The sequence below is a fragment of the Frankia sp. AiPs1 genome (assembly GCF_023716945.1).
Classification (GTDB): Bacteria; Actinomycetota; Actinomycetes; order Frankiales; family Frankiaceae; genus Frankia.
In genome coordinates this window covers 1-15,513 of the sequence record NZ_JAMQQF010000095.1, presented here as the reverse complement: position 1 = coordinate 15,513, position 15,513 = coordinate 1, and the positions used below count along the sequence as shown (strand labels likewise).

At 70.1% G+C, this 15,513-nt stretch carries 21 protein-coding genes and 2 pseudogenes; 12 read left to right on the top strand and 11 right to left on the bottom strand.

The features are described 5' to 3' along the window. Together ND748_RS11970 and ND748_RS11965 are read right to left on the bottom strand one after the other, a co-directional pair. Positions 1-477: pseudogene (locus ND748_RS11970) on the bottom strand (transcriptional regulator); the annotation flags it as partial. 71 nt (positions 478-548) lie between these two features. After that, entirely contained in the window at positions 549-1,295 is a 747-nt protein-coding gene (locus ND748_RS11965; protein WP_285901978.1) for a DUF2397 family protein, read from the bottom strand. On the opposite strand from ND748_RS11965, the gene ND748_RS11960 reads away from it, so the two are divergent. Then, positions 1,263-1,727 (top strand): flavodoxin family protein, encoded by a 465-nt coding sequence (locus tag ND748_RS11960; protein ID WP_251745815.1) that lies wholly within the window; start codon positions 1,263-1,265, stop codon positions 1,725-1,727. The two genes, ND748_RS11965 and ND748_RS11960, sit on opposite strands and share 33 nt — an antisense overlap. 119 nt (positions 1,728-1,846) lie before the next feature. Here ND748_RS11960 and ND748_RS11955 read toward each other — a convergent pair whose 3' ends face one another. The 3 genes from ND748_RS11955 to ND748_RS11945 form a co-directional block, all read right to left on the bottom strand. After that, on the bottom strand, positions 1,847-2,179 hold the full coding sequence (locus ND748_RS11955) for a type II toxin-antitoxin system PemK/MazF family toxin (protein ID WP_251745813.1): 333 nt from the start codon (positions 2,177-2,179) through the stop codon (positions 1,847-1,849). 238 nt (positions 2,180-2,417) lie between these two features. After that, positions 2,418-2,759: a DUF86 domain-containing protein gene (locus tag ND748_RS11950; protein WP_251745811.1), complete on the bottom strand. Its 342-nt coding sequence runs from the start codon at positions 2,757-2,759 to the stop codon at positions 2,418-2,420. Next, entirely contained in the window at positions 2,749-3,060 is a 312-nt protein-coding gene (locus tag ND748_RS11945; protein WP_251745809.1) for a nucleotidyltransferase family protein, read from the bottom strand. Before ND748_RS11945 ends, ND748_RS11950 begins: the two co-directional genes overlap by 11 nt. A gap of 495 nt (positions 3,061-3,555) precedes the next feature. Here ND748_RS11945 and ND748_RS35010 point away from each other — a divergent pair, with 495 nt between their 5' ends. Next, positions 3,556-3,891 (top strand): hypothetical protein, encoded by a 336-nt coding sequence (locus ND748_RS35010; protein WP_374215900.1) that lies wholly within the window; start codon positions 3,556-3,558, stop codon positions 3,889-3,891. Here ND748_RS35010 and ND748_RS11935 read toward each other — a convergent pair. From ND748_RS11935 to ND748_RS11925, 3 genes and pseudogenes are all read right to left on the bottom strand, one after another. After that, the gene (locus ND748_RS11935; protein ID WP_251745808.1) at positions 3,855-4,190 is read right to left on the bottom strand and encodes a helix-turn-helix domain-containing protein; all 336 of its coding nucleotides are present in this window, start codon (positions 4,188-4,190) and stop codon (positions 3,855-3,857) included. The genes ND748_RS35010 and ND748_RS11935 overlap by 37 nt on opposite strands. Then, positions 4,187-4,512, bottom strand: a pseudogene (locus ND748_RS11930) (type II toxin-antitoxin system RelE/ParE family toxin). The gene ND748_RS11935 and the pseudogene ND748_RS11930 overlap by 4 nt, the downstream one beginning before the upstream one ends. Beyond that, on the bottom strand, positions 4,509-5,384 hold the full coding sequence (locus tag ND748_RS11925; protein WP_251745806.1) for a siderophore-interacting protein: 876 nt from the start codon (positions 5,382-5,384) through the stop codon (positions 4,509-4,511). The pseudogene ND748_RS11930 and the gene ND748_RS11925 overlap by 4 nt, the downstream one beginning before the upstream one ends. 440 nt (positions 5,385-5,824) lie before the next feature. Between ND748_RS11925 and ND748_RS11915 the strand changes: the two genes are divergently transcribed. From ND748_RS11915 to ND748_RS11905, 3 genes are all read left to right on the top strand, one after another. After that, on the top strand, positions 5,825-6,532 hold the full coding sequence (locus tag ND748_RS11915; protein ID WP_251745804.1) for a metal-dependent hydrolase: 708 nt from the start codon (positions 5,825-5,827) through the stop codon (positions 6,530-6,532). Between the two features lie 192 nt (positions 6,533-6,724). Beyond that, a complete protein-coding gene (locus ND748_RS11910; RefSeq protein ID WP_251745802.1) occupies positions 6,725-7,720 on the top strand; it encodes an aldo/keto reductase in 996 nt (331 codons plus the stop codon). Positions 7,721-7,768: 48 nt separating this feature from the next. Then, entirely contained in the window at positions 7,769-8,164 is a 396-nt protein-coding gene (locus ND748_RS11905; protein ID WP_251745800.1) for a class I SAM-dependent methyltransferase, read from the top strand. A gap of 231 nt (positions 8,165-8,395) precedes the next feature. Here ND748_RS11905 and ND748_RS11900 read toward each other — a convergent pair whose 3' ends face one another. Next, positions 8,396-8,845: a peroxiredoxin gene (locus tag ND748_RS11900; protein WP_251745798.1), complete on the bottom strand. Its 450-nt coding sequence runs from the start codon at positions 8,843-8,845 to the stop codon at positions 8,396-8,398. 253 nt (positions 8,846-9,098) lie between these two features. Here ND748_RS11900 and ND748_RS11895 point away from each other — a divergent pair, with 253 nt between their 5' ends. From ND748_RS11895 to ND748_RS11885, 3 genes are all read left to right on the top strand, one after another. Further along, positions 9,099-9,713, top strand: coding sequence for a TMEM175 family protein (locus ND748_RS11895; RefSeq protein ID WP_251745796.1), 615 nt, complete (start codon positions 9,099-9,101; stop codon positions 9,711-9,713). Positions 9,714-9,796: 83 nt separating this feature from the next. Continuing rightward, a complete protein-coding gene (locus tag ND748_RS11890) occupies positions 9,797-10,162 on the top strand; it encodes a hypothetical protein (RefSeq protein ID WP_251745794.1) in 366 nt (121 codons plus the stop codon). After that, a complete protein-coding gene (locus tag ND748_RS11885; RefSeq protein WP_251745793.1) occupies positions 10,159-11,232 on the top strand; it encodes an LLM class flavin-dependent oxidoreductase in 1,074 nt (357 codons plus the stop codon). The genes ND748_RS11890 and ND748_RS11885 overlap by 4 nt, the downstream gene beginning before the upstream one ends. Before the next feature lie 214 nt (positions 11,233-11,446). Here the strand turns inward: ND748_RS11885 and ND748_RS11880 are convergent, their stop codons facing one another. Beyond that, entirely contained in the window at positions 11,447-11,821 is a 375-nt protein-coding gene (locus ND748_RS11880; RefSeq protein WP_285901977.1) for a helix-turn-helix domain-containing protein, read from the bottom strand. A gap of 70 nt (positions 11,822-11,891) precedes the next feature. On the opposite strand from ND748_RS11880, the gene ND748_RS11875 reads away from it, so the two are divergent. The 4 genes from ND748_RS11875 to ND748_RS11860 all read left to right on the top strand — a co-directional run bounded on the left by ND748_RS11875 (position 11,892) and on the right by ND748_RS11860 (position 14,216). Beyond that, positions 11,892-12,689 (top strand): NAD(P)-dependent oxidoreductase, encoded by a 798-nt coding sequence (locus ND748_RS11875; protein ID WP_251745789.1) that lies wholly within the window; start codon positions 11,892-11,894, stop codon positions 12,687-12,689. Positions 12,690-12,785: 96 nt separating this feature from the next. Next, positions 12,786-13,244 (top strand): Clp protease N-terminal domain-containing protein, encoded by a 459-nt coding sequence (locus ND748_RS11870; RefSeq protein ID WP_251745788.1) that lies wholly within the window; start codon positions 12,786-12,788, stop codon positions 13,242-13,244. Then, positions 13,241-13,420, top strand: coding sequence for a hypothetical protein (locus ND748_RS11865; RefSeq protein ID WP_251745786.1), 180 nt, complete (start codon positions 13,241-13,243; stop codon positions 13,418-13,420). Before ND748_RS11870 ends, ND748_RS11865 begins: the two co-directional genes overlap by 4 nt. Positions 13,421-13,862: 442 nt before the next feature. Further along, positions 13,863-14,216 (top strand): hypothetical protein, encoded by a 354-nt coding sequence (locus ND748_RS11860; protein WP_251745784.1) that lies wholly within the window; start codon positions 13,863-13,865, stop codon positions 14,214-14,216. Positions 14,217-14,477: 261 nt separating this feature from the next. Here ND748_RS11860 and ND748_RS11855 read toward each other — a convergent pair. Then, the coding region (locus tag ND748_RS11855; RefSeq protein WP_251745783.1) for a hypothetical protein at positions 14,478-15,513 on the bottom strand (1,036 nt) is incomplete at its 5' end.

Sequence of the window (15,513 nt, the reverse complement as noted above, 5' to 3'; positions counted from 1 at the left end):
GCCCAGCAGCAGCCGGGCCGGGGCCAGGTCGCGCCCGGCCGCCCGGCGGACGTCGGCGAGTGTCCCCCGATCGTCCGCGGGCAGCGACGGCAGCGACGCGCCGAGCCCGAGCGCCTCGCGGGCCCGTTCGGCGGCAGCCCCCGGATCAGCCGCGAGGAGCCCGGTGGCCTCGACCACCAGCCGGCCCAGCAGGCAGCTGTCAACCTGCGTCGGCGGGAGGCCGAGCCGGTAGCCGTCGCCGTCGCGTACCACCGCGCCGGCACCGCAGACCGCCCTGGTCCGGGAGACGACGACCTGCAGCCCTTTGGTCGGGTTGGCCAACGGCTCCCCGCACCAGATCAGCTCGACCAGCCGCCGCGACCCCACCGACCGCCCCTGTTCGGACGCCAGGGCCGCCAGCAGCGCCTGCGACCGGTCGCCGGCCACCGGGGCGCCCTCCCAGCGCACCCCGTCCAGGAGAGTGAGGCTCACGACCACACTGAGCCAGTCTGCCACCTGGTGTACCGCGGCCGCGCCGTCCTGATCGTCCTGATCGTCACGATCGACTGTCAGCGAGATCCGCGATGAGTTTGCCGAGCAGCGACTCCTCTGTGGAGCAGGGCCTCCTCGATCTGCCGTTCGCCCCACGCCGCAGCCGTGCCGTCCGCCGGGACTGGAACACCGCGCAACGCCAGCCCCAGCCCCAGCCCCAGATCGGACGCACGGTGGTCGGCTGGTTCGCGGCCGCCGGCCGTCGCGGTGAACACCGCGGGGACCAGTTCGAGCAGTAGGTCCCGGGCCGCTCGGCTCAGCCGGCTGCCGTGCAACGCGCCAGCGGCGGGCAGTTCGGCGGCCGCGGTCTCCCGCGCCTTCGTGCGTTCCTGGGCCTGCTGCACCAGCCGATCCGTCTGCGCCTTCGGGTCGGGCACCCGGGATGCCCGGCCTCGCACCGTGCGATCGCCTCGTTCCCGTAGCGACACCGGCACGTCGACGGGAACCGCCACCCACCAGGACGTGTTCGGCCCGGCCCGCAGGTCCTGCTCCCCGGGTCCGAGGAGCAGATGGCGGGCCGGATAGGCACCGAACGCCGCGTCGAAAAGGCGGTGTGCGGTCTCGCTGTCCGCGCTGTGGAACCAGGCCGCGAGTCTGAGCAGGTCCGCGCGGCGCGAGACACCGGTCCCGGACGCGGCGAGCATCCGCTTCGCGTTCGCGATCGACTGGCTGAGTGCCTGGCGGGCGGCCGGTCGAGCGTGGAGCGGCGCGGCCTCCCGCGGGGTCGTAGCATGGGCGCGATGCCGACCCTCTTGATCGTCCATCACACGCCGTCGCCGTCATTGCAGGCGATGCTGGAGGCCGTTCTTGCGGGGGCGCGGGACGACGCGATCGAGGGTGTGGAGGTCGTCGTCCGCCCGGCGCTGGCCGCCACCGCTGTTGATGTGCTCGCGGCCGACGGGTACCTGCTCGGCACCCCGGCGAACATCGGCTACATGTCCGGGGCACTGAAGCACTTCTTCGATCAGATTTACTACCCAGTCCTCGAGTTCACCGTCGGCCGGCCATACGCCCTCTATGTCCACGGCAACAGTGACACGACCGGCGCGGTCCGCGGCGTTGAGACGATCACCACTGGCCTGAGGTGGAGGCGTCTGCGCGACCCGCTCACCGTCCTCGGCGAAATATCCGCCGCCGACTGCGAAGCCTGCTGGGAGCTCGGCGCCACTACCGCCGCCAGCCTGATGCCGGTCTGATCGACCGGGCGCTGGGCGCCGCCGCCGCTGTGCGTACCGTCGCCGGAGAGCCCGGGACACCACCCGGCTGTCCCGCCCGGCCTCGGAGCCGCCCGGTCGGATGAAGCTGTTGACCCTGCCTACGCCGGATCACCGAGGCGGACAAGGTTCTCGATTTCGGCGAGCTTCGCTGGCGGCAGGGTGCTGACCCGTTCGGCCAGGTCCTCTCTGGTCACCGAAAGGAGCCAGGTGCAGGGGACGACGCCTGGACGCGGAAACGCGACGCGCAGGACGCCCTCGAAGGGAAGTCCTTCGGGAGTTCCAATCGCAACCTCCGCGGCCACGCCATCGAGGTCGGTGCCGGCTGGGGGGACCACTTGCATGGCCAGGAATCCGGACTCGCCCTCAGCTGAGAGGAGAACCACCGGCCGTCGTTCGCCGAAATCCACCCACCAGACTTCGCCAGCCCGCATCCGCTCTCCTGCCGCCGCCCGGTTAGCGTCCCGACAGGGCGCTGTTCGCTTGTTTCTCCTACCCATACGTTAGCAAGGGCGCCGCGAGCAGCGGTCGGCACGAACCGGGATGCTCACCCATGCGCAGAAGGTGATGGTCCAAGTCGCAGAGGTGATCGCAGAGGCTCGCAGTTCGGTGGTGGCGTTCTGCCTGGCGGTAGCCCGGCCTCGGCGCAGGCGGTCAGGCCGGTCAGGCCGGTCAGCTCCCGGACAGCATTCTTCGGACCGCTTGTTCGAGCTCCGGGAGTTTTTCCTGGAGCACCTGCCAGACGAGGGCATCGTCGACAGTGGCGTAGCCGTGGATGAGGATGTTCCGGAAGGCGACTATTCGAGGAAGATCGGGGATTCTGGCAGCGAGGTCCGGGGCAGCCTTGGAGAGCTGGTTGAGCGCCTCGCCGATGATCTCGAACTGGCGCTCGACCGCGGCGCGTAGCATCGCGTTCGCCTGATAGTCGGCGAAGGTCTGGCCGTAGGCGAAGCTTCGGGCGAGTTCGGCCGCGTTCGCGGCGTCCCAGAGGTACTTGCGCGGGTCAGGGGGCATACAGGGGCTGCCTGGTGTTCATCACCTGGTCGCGGAAGTAGGGGTTGCGGATTGCAGTGACGCTGACGACGTCAACAGTGCGACCCAGCAGGCGTTCGAGTCCTTCTTTGAGGGCGAAGTATGTGCCGTAGTAGTCGAATCCGGCACGGTCTGTGTCGAACTCGACGAGGACGTCGACGTCGCTGCTGTCGGGGTCGAAGGCGTCGCTGGTCGCGGAGCCGAAGAGGTCAAGGCGGCGGATGCCGAGCCGATGGCAGAGTCCTTGGATCTCTGCCCGCCTGGCCTCGATCAACGGATGCATGCCCGCACCTCCTCCGGGGAGATTGTGCCCCACCCCGCGGCCGGTGCGCTGATCGGGATGCCCGAGACTCGAGAGAGGCGTCGGAGATGCCAAGGAGGGCGGTGTGCCCGTCGAGGCAGCCAGTTGCCCGGCGAACAGCCCGGCGACCTGGCGTGCAGGTCTCCACGAGATCTGTCAGGAAAGGACCCGTTGGACGGCTTCGAGACTGGTTCCACCGTCAGCGTTGAACGCGATCTTGGCGGCCGGAACGCCAGTATGACCTGAGTTTGGTCATCGGTTCGGGATCTTCGGCCCTGTAGGGCGTTGACCTGCGGTGATGGATGCCTGGTGGGCCGTTCTGAGGCACTAATTGGTGCTCTACGGTAGGGCTGTGGCCTGGATTCGGCGGGTGCGGACGGCTTCGGGAGCGACGGCGGTGCAGATCGCCGAGTCGGTGGGTGGGCGGCGGCGGATCGTCGCGCATGTGGGCTCGGCGCATACCGAGGCCGAGCTGGGGTGCTGGTCGAGCGGGCCCGGGAGCTGTTGGAGGCGCAGGGCCAGGGCGAGCTGGAACTCGGGGTGGAGCCGGTCGCGGCGCGGGTGTCGCTGCTGGGCGCCTACTATCCGCGTCTGGACTCTACCGTTGGGCGACCATACGCCTTGTACGTGCGCCGGAACAACGACACGACCGGCGCTGTGCGAGCGGTCGTGCGGGAGAGTATGGGTCCGCTGCTGCCACCACCAACCGATTTCCGGACTGCCGCAGGTGCGGACGCCCGGTACGGCAGCCGAATCTCGGCGGGCTCGTCGGGTCGCTATGCGGCCGGGGTGTCGATGCCGCGCGGGATGTAGAGGTCGTCGCCGAAGACCGCCGCGATCTGGATCTGGCCGCCGAGGGCCTGGACGTTGCGAGCGATGACGTCGACGGTCGAGACCTCACCGCGTTCGATCTGAGATATGCGGCTCTTGCTGATGCCCATGCGCTCAGCGACCTCGCTCTGGGTGATGCCGAGGAGTCTGCGGCGTTCGGCGAGCCGATGGCCGTCGATGTAGGCCTGGTTACGCCGTCGGGCCTCGGTCAGCGCCTCCGTACCGCCGGCGTCGGCGATCAGATCGGCGCGGACGTCGCTCCACCTGGGAAACCTGGTCATGGCCTGCCCTCCTCGGCTTCCCGTTCCTTTACATATTCGACGTACAGTTTCTCCGCCCGCGGAATCGTCTTCCGGTACCAACTGGACCAGTCGCCTGACTTGTCCCCATCCACCAGCAGGACGGCCGAGCGCCAGGGATCGAAGACGAAGATGATCCTGATTTCGGAGGAGCCCGCGGAACCGGGCCTGAGCTCTTTGAGATTGTGGATCTCCGAGCCGACCAGGGGTCGACCAGTGGTCGCCCCAAGCTGGGCCCGGCGTCGGCCGGTCGGTCCATCGCATCGACGACGAGTGCCTTGGCCTCGGATCGTCCGGCCGTCACGAGCCGACAGCGGCCTGCTCCTCGGCTTCGATCTGACGGTTCCAGTCGGTTTTCGACGCCTGCCAGCCGTCCTCGTCCGAGCCCAGCCGCCAGTAGCCTGAGATCGACAGCCGGGCTGGGTCCATACCGCGCTCGATCCGCAGCAGGTGGCGTAGCCGCTTGACCGCGCCCGCCTCGCCGTGGACGAATGCCTGGCCGTCACCCGGCGGAAACTCCCAGGCCGAGACCGCCTCGACGAGCGTCTCGCCGACCTCCCGGCCGCCGCGATGAAGCCACCTCAGGTGCGCGCCGGCGGGGACGTCGAGCACCTGCTCCTCGCCGGGCCCCGCCACCTCGACGAAGGCGGCCACCGGAACGCGCCCGGGCATCCGGGCGAGGGACGCGGCGATGGCCGGCAGTGCGCTCTCGTCCCCGGCCAGCAGGTGCCAGTCGGCGCTCACATCCGGCGCGTAGCCGCCGCCCGGCCCGACAAGCGACAGCTCCGCCCCAGGCTGAGCACCTGCCGCCCACGGCCCGGCGACGCCCCGCTCGCCGTGGTAGACGAAGTCGATGGTGAGTTCGCGGGCGTCCGGGTTCCACGACCGCACCGTGTAGGTCCTCGTTCGAGGCCATTGCTCCCGCGGCAGGTCCTGTCGCACGGCCTGGATGTCCATCGGTTCTGGGTAGGTCACCCCAGGCACCGGAAAGAGCAGCTTGACGTAGTGATCGGTGTGTTCGCCGGCGACGAACTCGGCCAGGCCGTCGCCGCCGAACATCACCCGCACCATGTGCTCGCTGACCCGCTCGGTCCTCAGGACGGTCGCGCGGTGCGTCTTTCGGACGCGGCGAGCCGTGCGACCGTCACGAATTTCACGACCGTTGCGATCTGCCATCGACGCTGTCTCCTCACCCGGCCCCCGTGATGCCCCATGCATTTAACTAAGGTATACTTTAGCAGTGCGCGGTTGGTTCGGCCCATTGTGGGCCAGTGGCCGTGTCGCGGGGCGCCGAGATCCTCGTGGTCCGCCCTGCGCTGTCAGCGACCGCCTCGGACGTGCTGGCCCCCGACGGCTTCCTGCTCGCCACCCCGGCGAACTGAACCGCCCCGGGGTCGGCGGAGTACGGAGATCCTTCAGCCCGACTCCCACCTTGATGATCATGGTGTTCCACCGAGCGGCGCCGGGCCGCGCTGTCGGACGCGAGCCCGGCGTCCATGACGACCCCGGCGTCCGCCCGGCTGGGCGCGTTGGCCGACGGGCACGCCCGGCGTAGCCCGGTGGAAACGTCAGGCTAGAGTGCGCCGAATGCCGATCATTGAGGTTTGTCCGCGGTGATGGGGCGGACGCACGCGCTGAGCGGTGCGGCGCTCTGGCTGGCTGTCGTGCCTGTCCTGGGCCGGGAGGACTGGCTGGGGACCTACGCGCTGTCGTTGTCGTCCCATCAGGTGATCGCCGGCGGCGTGGTGGCCGCGGGTGCGGGCCTGCTGCCCGACATCGACCATCCCAACGGCCGGATCGCGAACACCCTCGGCCCGGTCAGCCGGACGATCTGCCGATGGGTGAGTCGGGCCTGCGGCGGCCATCGGCACGCCACCCATTCCCTGCTTTTCGCACTCGCCATGGGCGTGGCGATGAGCCTGTTGGCGGACCATTCTCGGTACGGCTGGTGGGCGGCGCTGTTCGTCCTCGTCGGCTTCGGGCTGCGCGGCCTCGGCCTGGACTTCGAGGGGCACGAGTTCTGGTCGGGTCTGAAGGACTGCGTGACGGCCGGGGTCGCCGTCTATCTGATGCACGGCCTGGACATGAGCTTCGTCGCCTACCCGGTTGTCGTGGGGTGCCTTGCGCACCTGATCGGTGACTGCATGACCCCCCGCGGCTGCCTCCTGCTCTGGCCGGTGAACTGGCGGATGGAGGTCGTCCTGGTTCCCCGCACCGACGGGAGGGTCGAACGCCTGGTGGTGGTGCCCGTGCTGGCCGGGGTCATCGTCATCCTGACGGTCCACGTGCTGGACGGCGCCCTGTTCTCGCACAGGTTGCGCTGACGCCTGCCCGCCCGCGCTCACCTGGCCAGCCGTCACCGATTGGGCTGGCCGGGTGTACCGCCGGCCAGGCATGGGTGGTGCTCGGGCGGCTTGACCTGGAGCACGCTCGAAGGTGCAGACTCGATGATGCCGGCCTGCCGCTTGCCTGAGCGAGATACCGGCTGATCCCTCATCGAGAGGACTCCGCCCAAGATGCAGTTCACCCAGCTCGGTCGTTCCGGTCTGTCCGTCTCGCGCCTGTGCCTCGGCACGATGAACTTCGGCCCCCTGACCAGCGAGGACGACTCCCATAAGATCATGGAGTCGGCGCACGAGTACGGCATCAACTTCTTCGACACGGCCAATGCCTACGGCCTGCGCTCGGCCGGCGTGTCGGGCCTTGGCGAGGGCCGGGGCTACACCGAGTCGATCATCGGCCGCTGGTTCGCGCAGGGCGGCGGGCGCCGGGAACGCACTGTGCTGGCGACCAAGGTCTACGGCGCGATGGGGGAGTGGCCCAACGAGGGCAAGCTGTCGGCGCTCAACATCCGCCGTGCGCTGGACGCGAGCCTGACCCGGCTGCAGACCGACTACATCGATCTTTACCAGTTCCATCACGTCGACCGCGCCACCCCGTGGGACGAGATCTGGCAGGCCGTCGACGTCGCCGTCACGGCCGGCAAGATCCTCTACGTCGGCAGCAGCAACTTCGCGGGCTGGCACATCGCCCAGGCGCAGGCCGCGGCAGCCCAGCGCGGGACGTTCGGCCTGGTCAGCGAGCAGCCGATCTACAACCTCCTCACCCGCGAGGTCGAGCTGGAGGTGCTGCCCGCCGCGCAGCACTACGGCGTGGGCCTTCTCCCGTGGTCGCCGCTGCAGAGCGGCCTGCTCGGTGGCGTGCTGCGCAAGGAACGCGAGGGCAGGCGGCGCCTGGAAGGCCGTGCCGCGCAGACCCTGGAGGCCAGCCGCCCCCAGATCGAGGCCTACGAGGACTTCGCCGCCGAGCTCGGCCACGAGCCTGGTGACGTCGGGCTCGCCTGGCTGCTGCACCAGCCGGCCGTCACTGCGCCGATCGTCGGCCCGCGCATCCAGCAGCACCTCGACGATGCCGTCCGGGCGCTCGACGTCCACCTGGACGAGAAGGCGCTCGCCCGGCTGGATGAGATCTTCCCGGGCTACCGGACGGCCCCCGAGCACTTCGCCTGGTAGCAGCGAAGACCGCCCTTTGCGTCAGCGTGTCGGTCGGGGAGGAGACGCATGGCGGGGAGAATGCCCGAATACGGGCGACTGTCGTCGCTGGTCTATCAGCTGGACAAGCCGATCGGCACGTCGTTCGGCGACGTCGAGCTGTACGGCGACCTGCTGGCGGGCGTCACCGGGGAGATTCTGGAACCGGCGGTGGGCACGGAGCGGGTGCTTGTCCCGCTGTGTGCGGCGGGTCTGCGGGTGCGGGGATTCGACACCTCGGCATCGATGCTGGCGGTGTGCCGGGACAACTGCGCCGCCCGCGGGCTTGCCCCCGTGCTGTTCGAGGCGAACATGATGACCTTCGACGATCCGGGCGCGTTCGAAGCTGTGATCATCCCGGCCGGGGCGTTCGCTCTGGTGACCGGGCGCGACCGTGCCCTCAGATCTACCGGCTCGACGAGCTGACCGGCCTGCTGCGCGAAGCCGGATTCACCGTGACCGCCGTGCATGCCGACTACGAGGCCGGGCGTCCGCCGACCGCCGACGCCCGGCAGTGGACCATCGAGGCCACTGTCCGCTGACGCCGAACCGCCTCGCGACCGCCCACGACGGTGAACCGGCCTCGCTGGTGGGGCGCGCGTGCGCGTGAGCAGGGGTTTCCGGATGGCTCCGTTCTCACGCACACCTCCGCGCGTCCTATCCGCCCAGCGCGGCCAACGCCTTGTCCGCGTGCGTGTTCATGTTCAGCTCGCTGGCGATGGCCTCGACGATGACCTGGTCCGTACCGATCACGAAGGTGGCGCGCTTGACCCGCAGCAGGTCGATCGGCCGCTTCACGCCGAACGCCCGCGACACGGCGCCGTCGGCATCCGACAGCAGCGGATAGTCGAAGGAGTGCTTGTCGGAGAACTGCTTCTGCTTGGCCACGGTATCGGTGCTGATGCCGACCCGCTGCGCACCGACCTTGGCGAACTCCGCCGCAAGGTCTCGAAAGTGACAGCTCTCCGCGGTGCAGCCCTTGGTCAACGCCGCCGGGTAGAAGAACAGGACGACCGGACCATTCGCCAGGAGGGCCGAAAGCCTGCGAGGGGTGTTGCTCTCGTCCGGGAGTTCGAAGTCCGGCGCGGTGTCGCCAACACGTAGCATCTGGGTGCTCCTCACCTCGGGCTGGGCGACCGGCACCGGCCCGACGGCCTGGGCCGGCAGTGCAACGGCCGTACTCGTACGGTATCCCGGCCCGGTAACGATCTGCACGAGATGATCGGCCGCCCACCGGCGTGCCCAGTACCGCCTCGGCTCCGGACCAGGGGAGATGGTGTCATAGCGGTATGTGGACTGGGGCAACGGGTGCGGCTGCGTGCACGGCGATGGTCGGTCGCGGCATTGCTGGGGCGGTCCGATGAGGACCAGTCGGCTGGAGGCGTTCAGCGACGGTGTGCTGGCCATCATCATTACGATCATGGTTCTTGAGCTGAAGACTCCCGAGGGGCACACGTTCGCGGACCTGTGGCACACCACCGGGAAGGGTCTGCTCAGTTACCTCCTCAGCTTCGTCTACGTCGGGATCTACTGGAACAACCATCATCACATGTTCCAGTTGGCCAGCCGGGTGACCGGTGGGGTGCTCTGGGCGAACCTCGGCCTGCTGTTCTGTCTGTCGCTGTTTCCGTTCACGACCGCCTGGATGGACGAGACGAACTACGCGCGTTTCCCGGTCGTCCTCTTCGGTGCGAATCTGCTGGCTGCGGCCTGCGCCTACGCCGTGCTCCAACGGGTCGTCATCCGGGCGCACGGACCCGACTCCCCGCTCAGGCAGGCCGTCGGATGGGATCTCAAGGGCAAGATCTCGCCGCTGTTCTATCTCGGCGGAATACTCTCCGCGCTGTTCGTCGACACCCACGGCAAGCTCGGCGTCATCATCGCAACCGGTTGCTACACCCTCGTCGCGCTGGTCTGGGTCGTCCCTGATCGTCGCATCGGCCGCGCCGTCCGCGATTTCGGCGCTCCGGACTGACAGGTCCGCCCGTTTCGGAATTGCTGTCCGGGTGTTACGCAAGCATGGCGCGAGGTTGCGTAAGCCCGGCGACGTGGTGTGGCATGAGAGCACCGCTGTTCCTGGAGGGAAACGTCATGCCGACGACCGATACCGCTGCGTGCCCTGGCCTGCGGGAGTTTCTCGTCCACAAACGCGCGGCCGTGCTGGCCCGCGAGGCCGCGATCGCCGCGGGTACCTGGTCGGGGCCGGCGGCGCTGCGGGCCCAGCCCGTCGCCGACGGACGCAGCGGTGTCCGGCGAATCCAGATCCGTGACCGTCAGCTTCTCAGCGACTCGCCCGCCGGCTACGCCGGTGTCCTCGCCCTGTCCACGAACCCCCAGACGATCGCTGGTTCGCTGGTGCACGCTCCGAGCGGCGGACCGGCGCCCCGCCTGTCGGTCGACGTCAAGGCGGATGACCGCGGATGACCGCGGCGGAGTACCTCTGGTACATCCCCAACGAGATCCGGCCCGGGCACCGCGGCGACGACACGGCGGCGGCCCACAACAGTCTTGACACGCTGACCCAACAGGCCGTCGCGATCGAGCGGCACGGCTGGCGGGGAGCGCTGCTCGGCGCCGGGTGGAGCCGGCCGGACACCTTCACCGTCGCCACGGCCCTGGTCGCGCGTACGGCCAGCTTCGAGCCGCTCATCGCCGTGCGTCCCGGCTACTGGCACCCGGCGCACTTCGCCGCCGCTTCGGCCACCCTCGACCACCTGTCGGGCGGGCGGGTCCGGGTGAACATCGTCTCGGGCCGGGACGAGCTTGCGGCATACGGCGACAGCGAGGGGGACCAGGCCCAGCGCTATGCCCGCACCGGCGAGTTCATGCGGCTGGTCCGCCGGCTGTGGACCGAACGGGACGTCACTCACCGCGGCGAGTACTTCCAGGTGACCGGCTCGACCGTCGGCTCCCGGGTCCAGGCACGCCCGGGCCGGCCCCACCCGAAGCTCTACTTCGGCGGCGCCTCCGCGGCCGCGGAGCAGGTCTGCGCCACCGAGGCGGATGTCCAGCTCTTCTGGGGTGAGCCGCTCGACGGCATCGCCGAACGCGTCGCGCGGCTGCGGGAGCTGAGTGAGAAGGTGGGCCGCGAGCACCCGCCGCTGGAGTTCGGGCTGCGCGTCACCACCGTCGTCCGGGACACCACCGCACAGGCCTGGGCCGACGCCGAGGCCAAGGTCGCCGACCTGGCTGCCCGCCAGGATGACCTCCCCGAGGGCCGCGGCCGCTTCGACGCCGTCGGCCAGCGGCGCCTGCTCGACCTGCAGGCACGCGGGGAGGTCCTGGACGACAACCTCTACACCGCGCCGGGCCGCATCGGCGGCGAGGGCGCCGGCACAACCTGGCTGGTCGGCTCGGCGGCGGACGTCGCGAAATCCCTGCACCGATACGCCGACCTGGGGATCACCCACTTCGTCCTGTCGGACACGCCCTATCTGGCGGAGATCGAGCGCCAGGGCAACCAGCTGTTGCCGCTGCTCAGAGCGCCCCGGTGACGGGCGGTCGCTCAAGCCCGGCTGCTGTGCCGGCACCGCAGGCCGAAGAGCCCGACTGACGCGGTCGGCTCGTCGGATCGGTTGCCGGCCGGCGACGGGTGCGGCAGCCATCGGGTGAGTCGCTCGCGCGCCACTGCGCGTGGGTCGATCCACCACTCCGGCGGACTCCGGCGGACACCGCGGACGACCTCGACGACCTCGACGACCTACCGGCCTACGTCGGAGATGGGACGGGCGACTCGTCATGCTGCCGGCGGGCCGCGAGCAGGTCGTCGAGATTGTCCCGGGCCCAGCTCCGGGCCGCCTCGATCAGGAACAGCAACGTCCGGCCGAGGGCGGTCAGCCGGTACTCCACCCGGGGCGGGTTCTCGTCGAAGACGCTTCTGGTCAGCAGGCCGTCGCGTTCCATCGCGCGCAGGGTGTCGGTCAGGACCTTCGCGCTCACCGAACCGAGGAGCTGCCTGAGCTCGGAGAACCGCCGCGGCCGGGCCTCCAGGCACAGCACGACCATCGCCGTCCACTTGTCGCCGATCTGCACCGGGAATGCGCTCATCGGGCAGGCCGGGTCGAAGGTCGGGGCGTCGGCCATCTCCTCCACACCGTCAACGGTAACCGGTCACGTTGCAGTAACCGGCCCACCGCGTTCTAGCTTGGCCGCCATGACGGACAACAGCACAGGAGCACGACCCGCCGAGGCGGTATCTCGATCGGATACACCGGCTCGGGTCGCCGTGCTCGGTGCCGGCGGTCGCGCGGGGCGCGCGGTCAGCCAGGAGTTCGTCGCCCGGGGGCACCGGGTGACCGGTGTGGTGCGCGACGCCGGGCGGCACCGGTCGCTGGGAGATCTCGGCGTCGAGGTGGCCGAGGGGAATGCGACCCGCGCCGGCGACCTCGTCGACGTTCTGCGTGACGCTGACATCGTCGTGGTCGCGGTGACGCCCTTCTCGGCGCCGCCGCCCTCGTTCGACGGCTTTGACGAAGCGTTCTACGAACACGTCGTCGCCGGCGTCGCCGGCGCCGTCGGCGCCGCGCGGACGTCGCCGGTCACCCGGCTGATCACGATCGGGTTGTTCGCCACGCTGACCCTGACCGACGGAACAACGGTGATGGACGATCCCGACGTCTTTCCGCCGTCGCTGTTGCCGTTCGCACGCGCGCACGCGCGGGAAATGACCGCGCTGCGCCGCCTCGCGGCCGACCTCGACTGGTTGGTCCTCACCCCGCCGGCCGGGTTGCAGGTCGGCGACGCGGCTGATGCGGCGGGCTATGTTCTCGCCGCACTGCCGCTCGACCGCGGCCGTGCCGAGGGCACGCTCGGCTACGGCCAGCTCGCGCGGGCCGTGGCGGACCAGGCCGAGACCCCGACCCTGCACCAGACCCAGGTGGCCGTCCTGCCCACGGCGCAGGAGACCACCGAGGAGCGACCGGCGGAGTCGAGGGCCCGACCGCCGGCGTGACGTTCGCGCTCAATCGCCTGCGGCCGCTGCCCGAGGTGATCGATGATGGGAGCGGCCGCGTCGGTGTCGAGCGGACGGAACCGAGGGGGGCCGCCGATGTTCGAGAGGTTCGCCGCCGGTGCCCGGCTGGCCGTCGTCCACGCGCAGGAGGAGTCCAGGTCGCTCGGCCACGACCGGATCGGCGTGGAGCACCTGCTGCTCGGCCTGCTCCACGACGACACCGGGCCGGCGGACGTCGTACTGCGTTCGTTCGGACTCACGCTGCCGGCCGGCCGCTCGGCGGTCGCGGCGGCCGTGGGCGCGACCGAGCACACGCCACCACGGCACCTCCCGTTCACCCCGCCCGCGAAGCGGGTCCTGGAGAAGTCGCTGCATGCCGCTCAGCGGCTCCACCACACCTTCCTCGGCCCGGGGCATCTTCTGCTCGGGCTCCTGGGTGGGGACGAGGGCGTCGCCGCCGACATCCTCGCCCGTCACGGTGTCGACCCGGAGGACGCCGGCCGCCGAGTGCTTGCCGCCATCGCGGGACGCGGGAAGCTTCGCCCTCCGAGGTGATCTACTCCCCGCCACGGGACGCCATCATCAGCGCCAACGCGCGGGCCCGTGAGCTCGCCGGGCAGCTCACCCAGGCGCAGGCGGCGAAGGACGCTGCGATCGACGCGAGTGACTTCGCCGCCGCGACCGCGATGCGTGCACGTGAGAGGCCCTGCTCGCGGAACGCGCCCGGTTGATCACCGAGCTGCGGCCCGGCGGCCGGACCCCACCGCCCGTCGCCGCACCGGAGTAGCCGCGGCGCGTCGAGTGGGATATGAAACACCTTCTCGGTGCCACTGCCCGGGAATGCCCGAATGTCGCGACGCCTGCCCGAGTGTGAGCCTGGCAACGGCACCCTCCTCGACCTGGCCGGATGCCGGGCAATTCATAAACTATCGGCGTGACGACAGGCTTTCCGGAGCTGGGATCGACCGGCCCGTGGGTAGCGTCCTTCTCGACGCACTCGTCCCGAACCGCTGGAAGACGGAAAAGTTCGTGAAAGCTCGTGAGTGTCCGGCGGGAATTCCCGAAGCCACGCGCGGGATCGACCAGAAGTGAACGGACGGGTAGTCGAAGGAATGTGTGGAGTACCGGGCGGGCCGGCCGTCGGCCCGCCTCGCGCGAAGGGGAGCCAGGAACATGTCTGCTAAGAAGATCGGCCTCGCCTTCACGACCATTGCCGCCACCGCGGGGCTTGTTTTCGGTGGTGCGACGATGGCGAGCGCAACTACGGGACTGTCCGCCGGTGTCCAGGCGGGAACGGGCGGGAACTCCGCGCCCGGGCTGGCCACGGCGGTGAACACGTCGTTGTCGGTGGGTGAGCTGGCGAAGGTGACCGCGGCGCTCAAGGCCAAGGACGCGTCAGTCGCGGTCACCAGCGTGGTGAAGAACTCCGACGGGTCCTACCTGGTGGTCGGAACCAGGGCCGGCGTCACGGTGAAGTACCTCGTCGGCGCGGACCTGAAGACCGTCACGCAGATCGCGGCCGGGTAACCAGGCGGCCCCTGGGCTCGGGCCGCGCGGCCCGAGCCCAGAAAGCCGGCCGCGATCCTGCATTCCGTTGCCCGAAGTCATCCCCTGGTCGACGGCAACAAGCGCCTGGCCTGACTCGCGGCAGTGGTTTTCTTGATATCAACGGCTACATTACCGACCTCGTCGACGACGCGGCATTCGAGCGCGTCATGACGGCGGCGCGGGGCATCGCCGACGTCCAGAAGATTGCCGATCGGCTGTGCGCCGTCCCTTGGAGCGCGACTAGCGCTGCGGTTTCCGCGTCGCAGTCGGGGGTTTGCGGGTGATGCGGTAATGAAGGACGAGAAAAGGGATGCCGAAGAGAAAGAACGAGTGATTCGCGCGTAGCCCCGCCTCGTCCCGGTGGACGTCGAGCTCCTCGGCGAAGCCGTGGACCGCCAGGGCGGTGAGGCTGCCGTCCGTCGGGTCGCGGTAGGCGAGGTAGTGGCCGGGGTGCTCCAGATCGCTCCGGCTGGTGAGGGTCAGCCCGCCGTCGGCCCGGCCGCACGGCAGGAGCGTCGCGGTGAAACTCGCTGCGGGCAGCGGAAAGCCGACGCTGACGTACCCGCGGTCGCGGTGCCGGTAGGTGGTGTAGATGCCGACGTAGATGGGTTCGTCGGTGTCGGCGAACGAGCGGATCCAGCCGCGGACCGTCACCGCGTCGACACCCGGCGGGGCGCCGGGTGGGGCGATGGTGTCGATGCGGCTGCGGATGCCGCGCTGGGTCTCACGCTGGTTCATGGGCACGTTCGCCTGGCCCAGCGGGCGGGCCAGCGCGGTGCGATACAGCAGGTAGCCGGGACGCACCCACAGCCGCCACCGCGGCACGATGTCGAGGGTGAACCGGGTGGTGTGCTCGTAGAACTCGCGGACCAGCGGGTCCACGCCGGCGGGGTCGAGTTCCGGACCGGCCAGGTCGTCCAGGGAGGCGACGATGCCCACGTCGGCGGCATCGGCGACGTAGTGGCCGCCGAGCTCCTCGGCCAGCTCCCGCACGTAGCCGGTGCCGACCCGGCGCGAGCGCGCCTGCCGCGGCACGACGAAGGGCAGCCGCTGCGCCGGGACCCGTTCGGCGAGCAGGCTCACCTGCGCATCGCGAAAGACCAGCGGCGAGATACTCCGGTAGGCCACCATCGCGATGCTGGCCGCCGCCGCCGGCGGCACCGGGCGTGTGCGCGCCGCGAGCGCCCTGCCCACCGCCGCGCCGAACAGCGGCCCGAGCAGCACCTTCTGCGGCCGCAGCCCCAGCAGGCCGCCGACCCCTCCGGTCGCCGCGCCC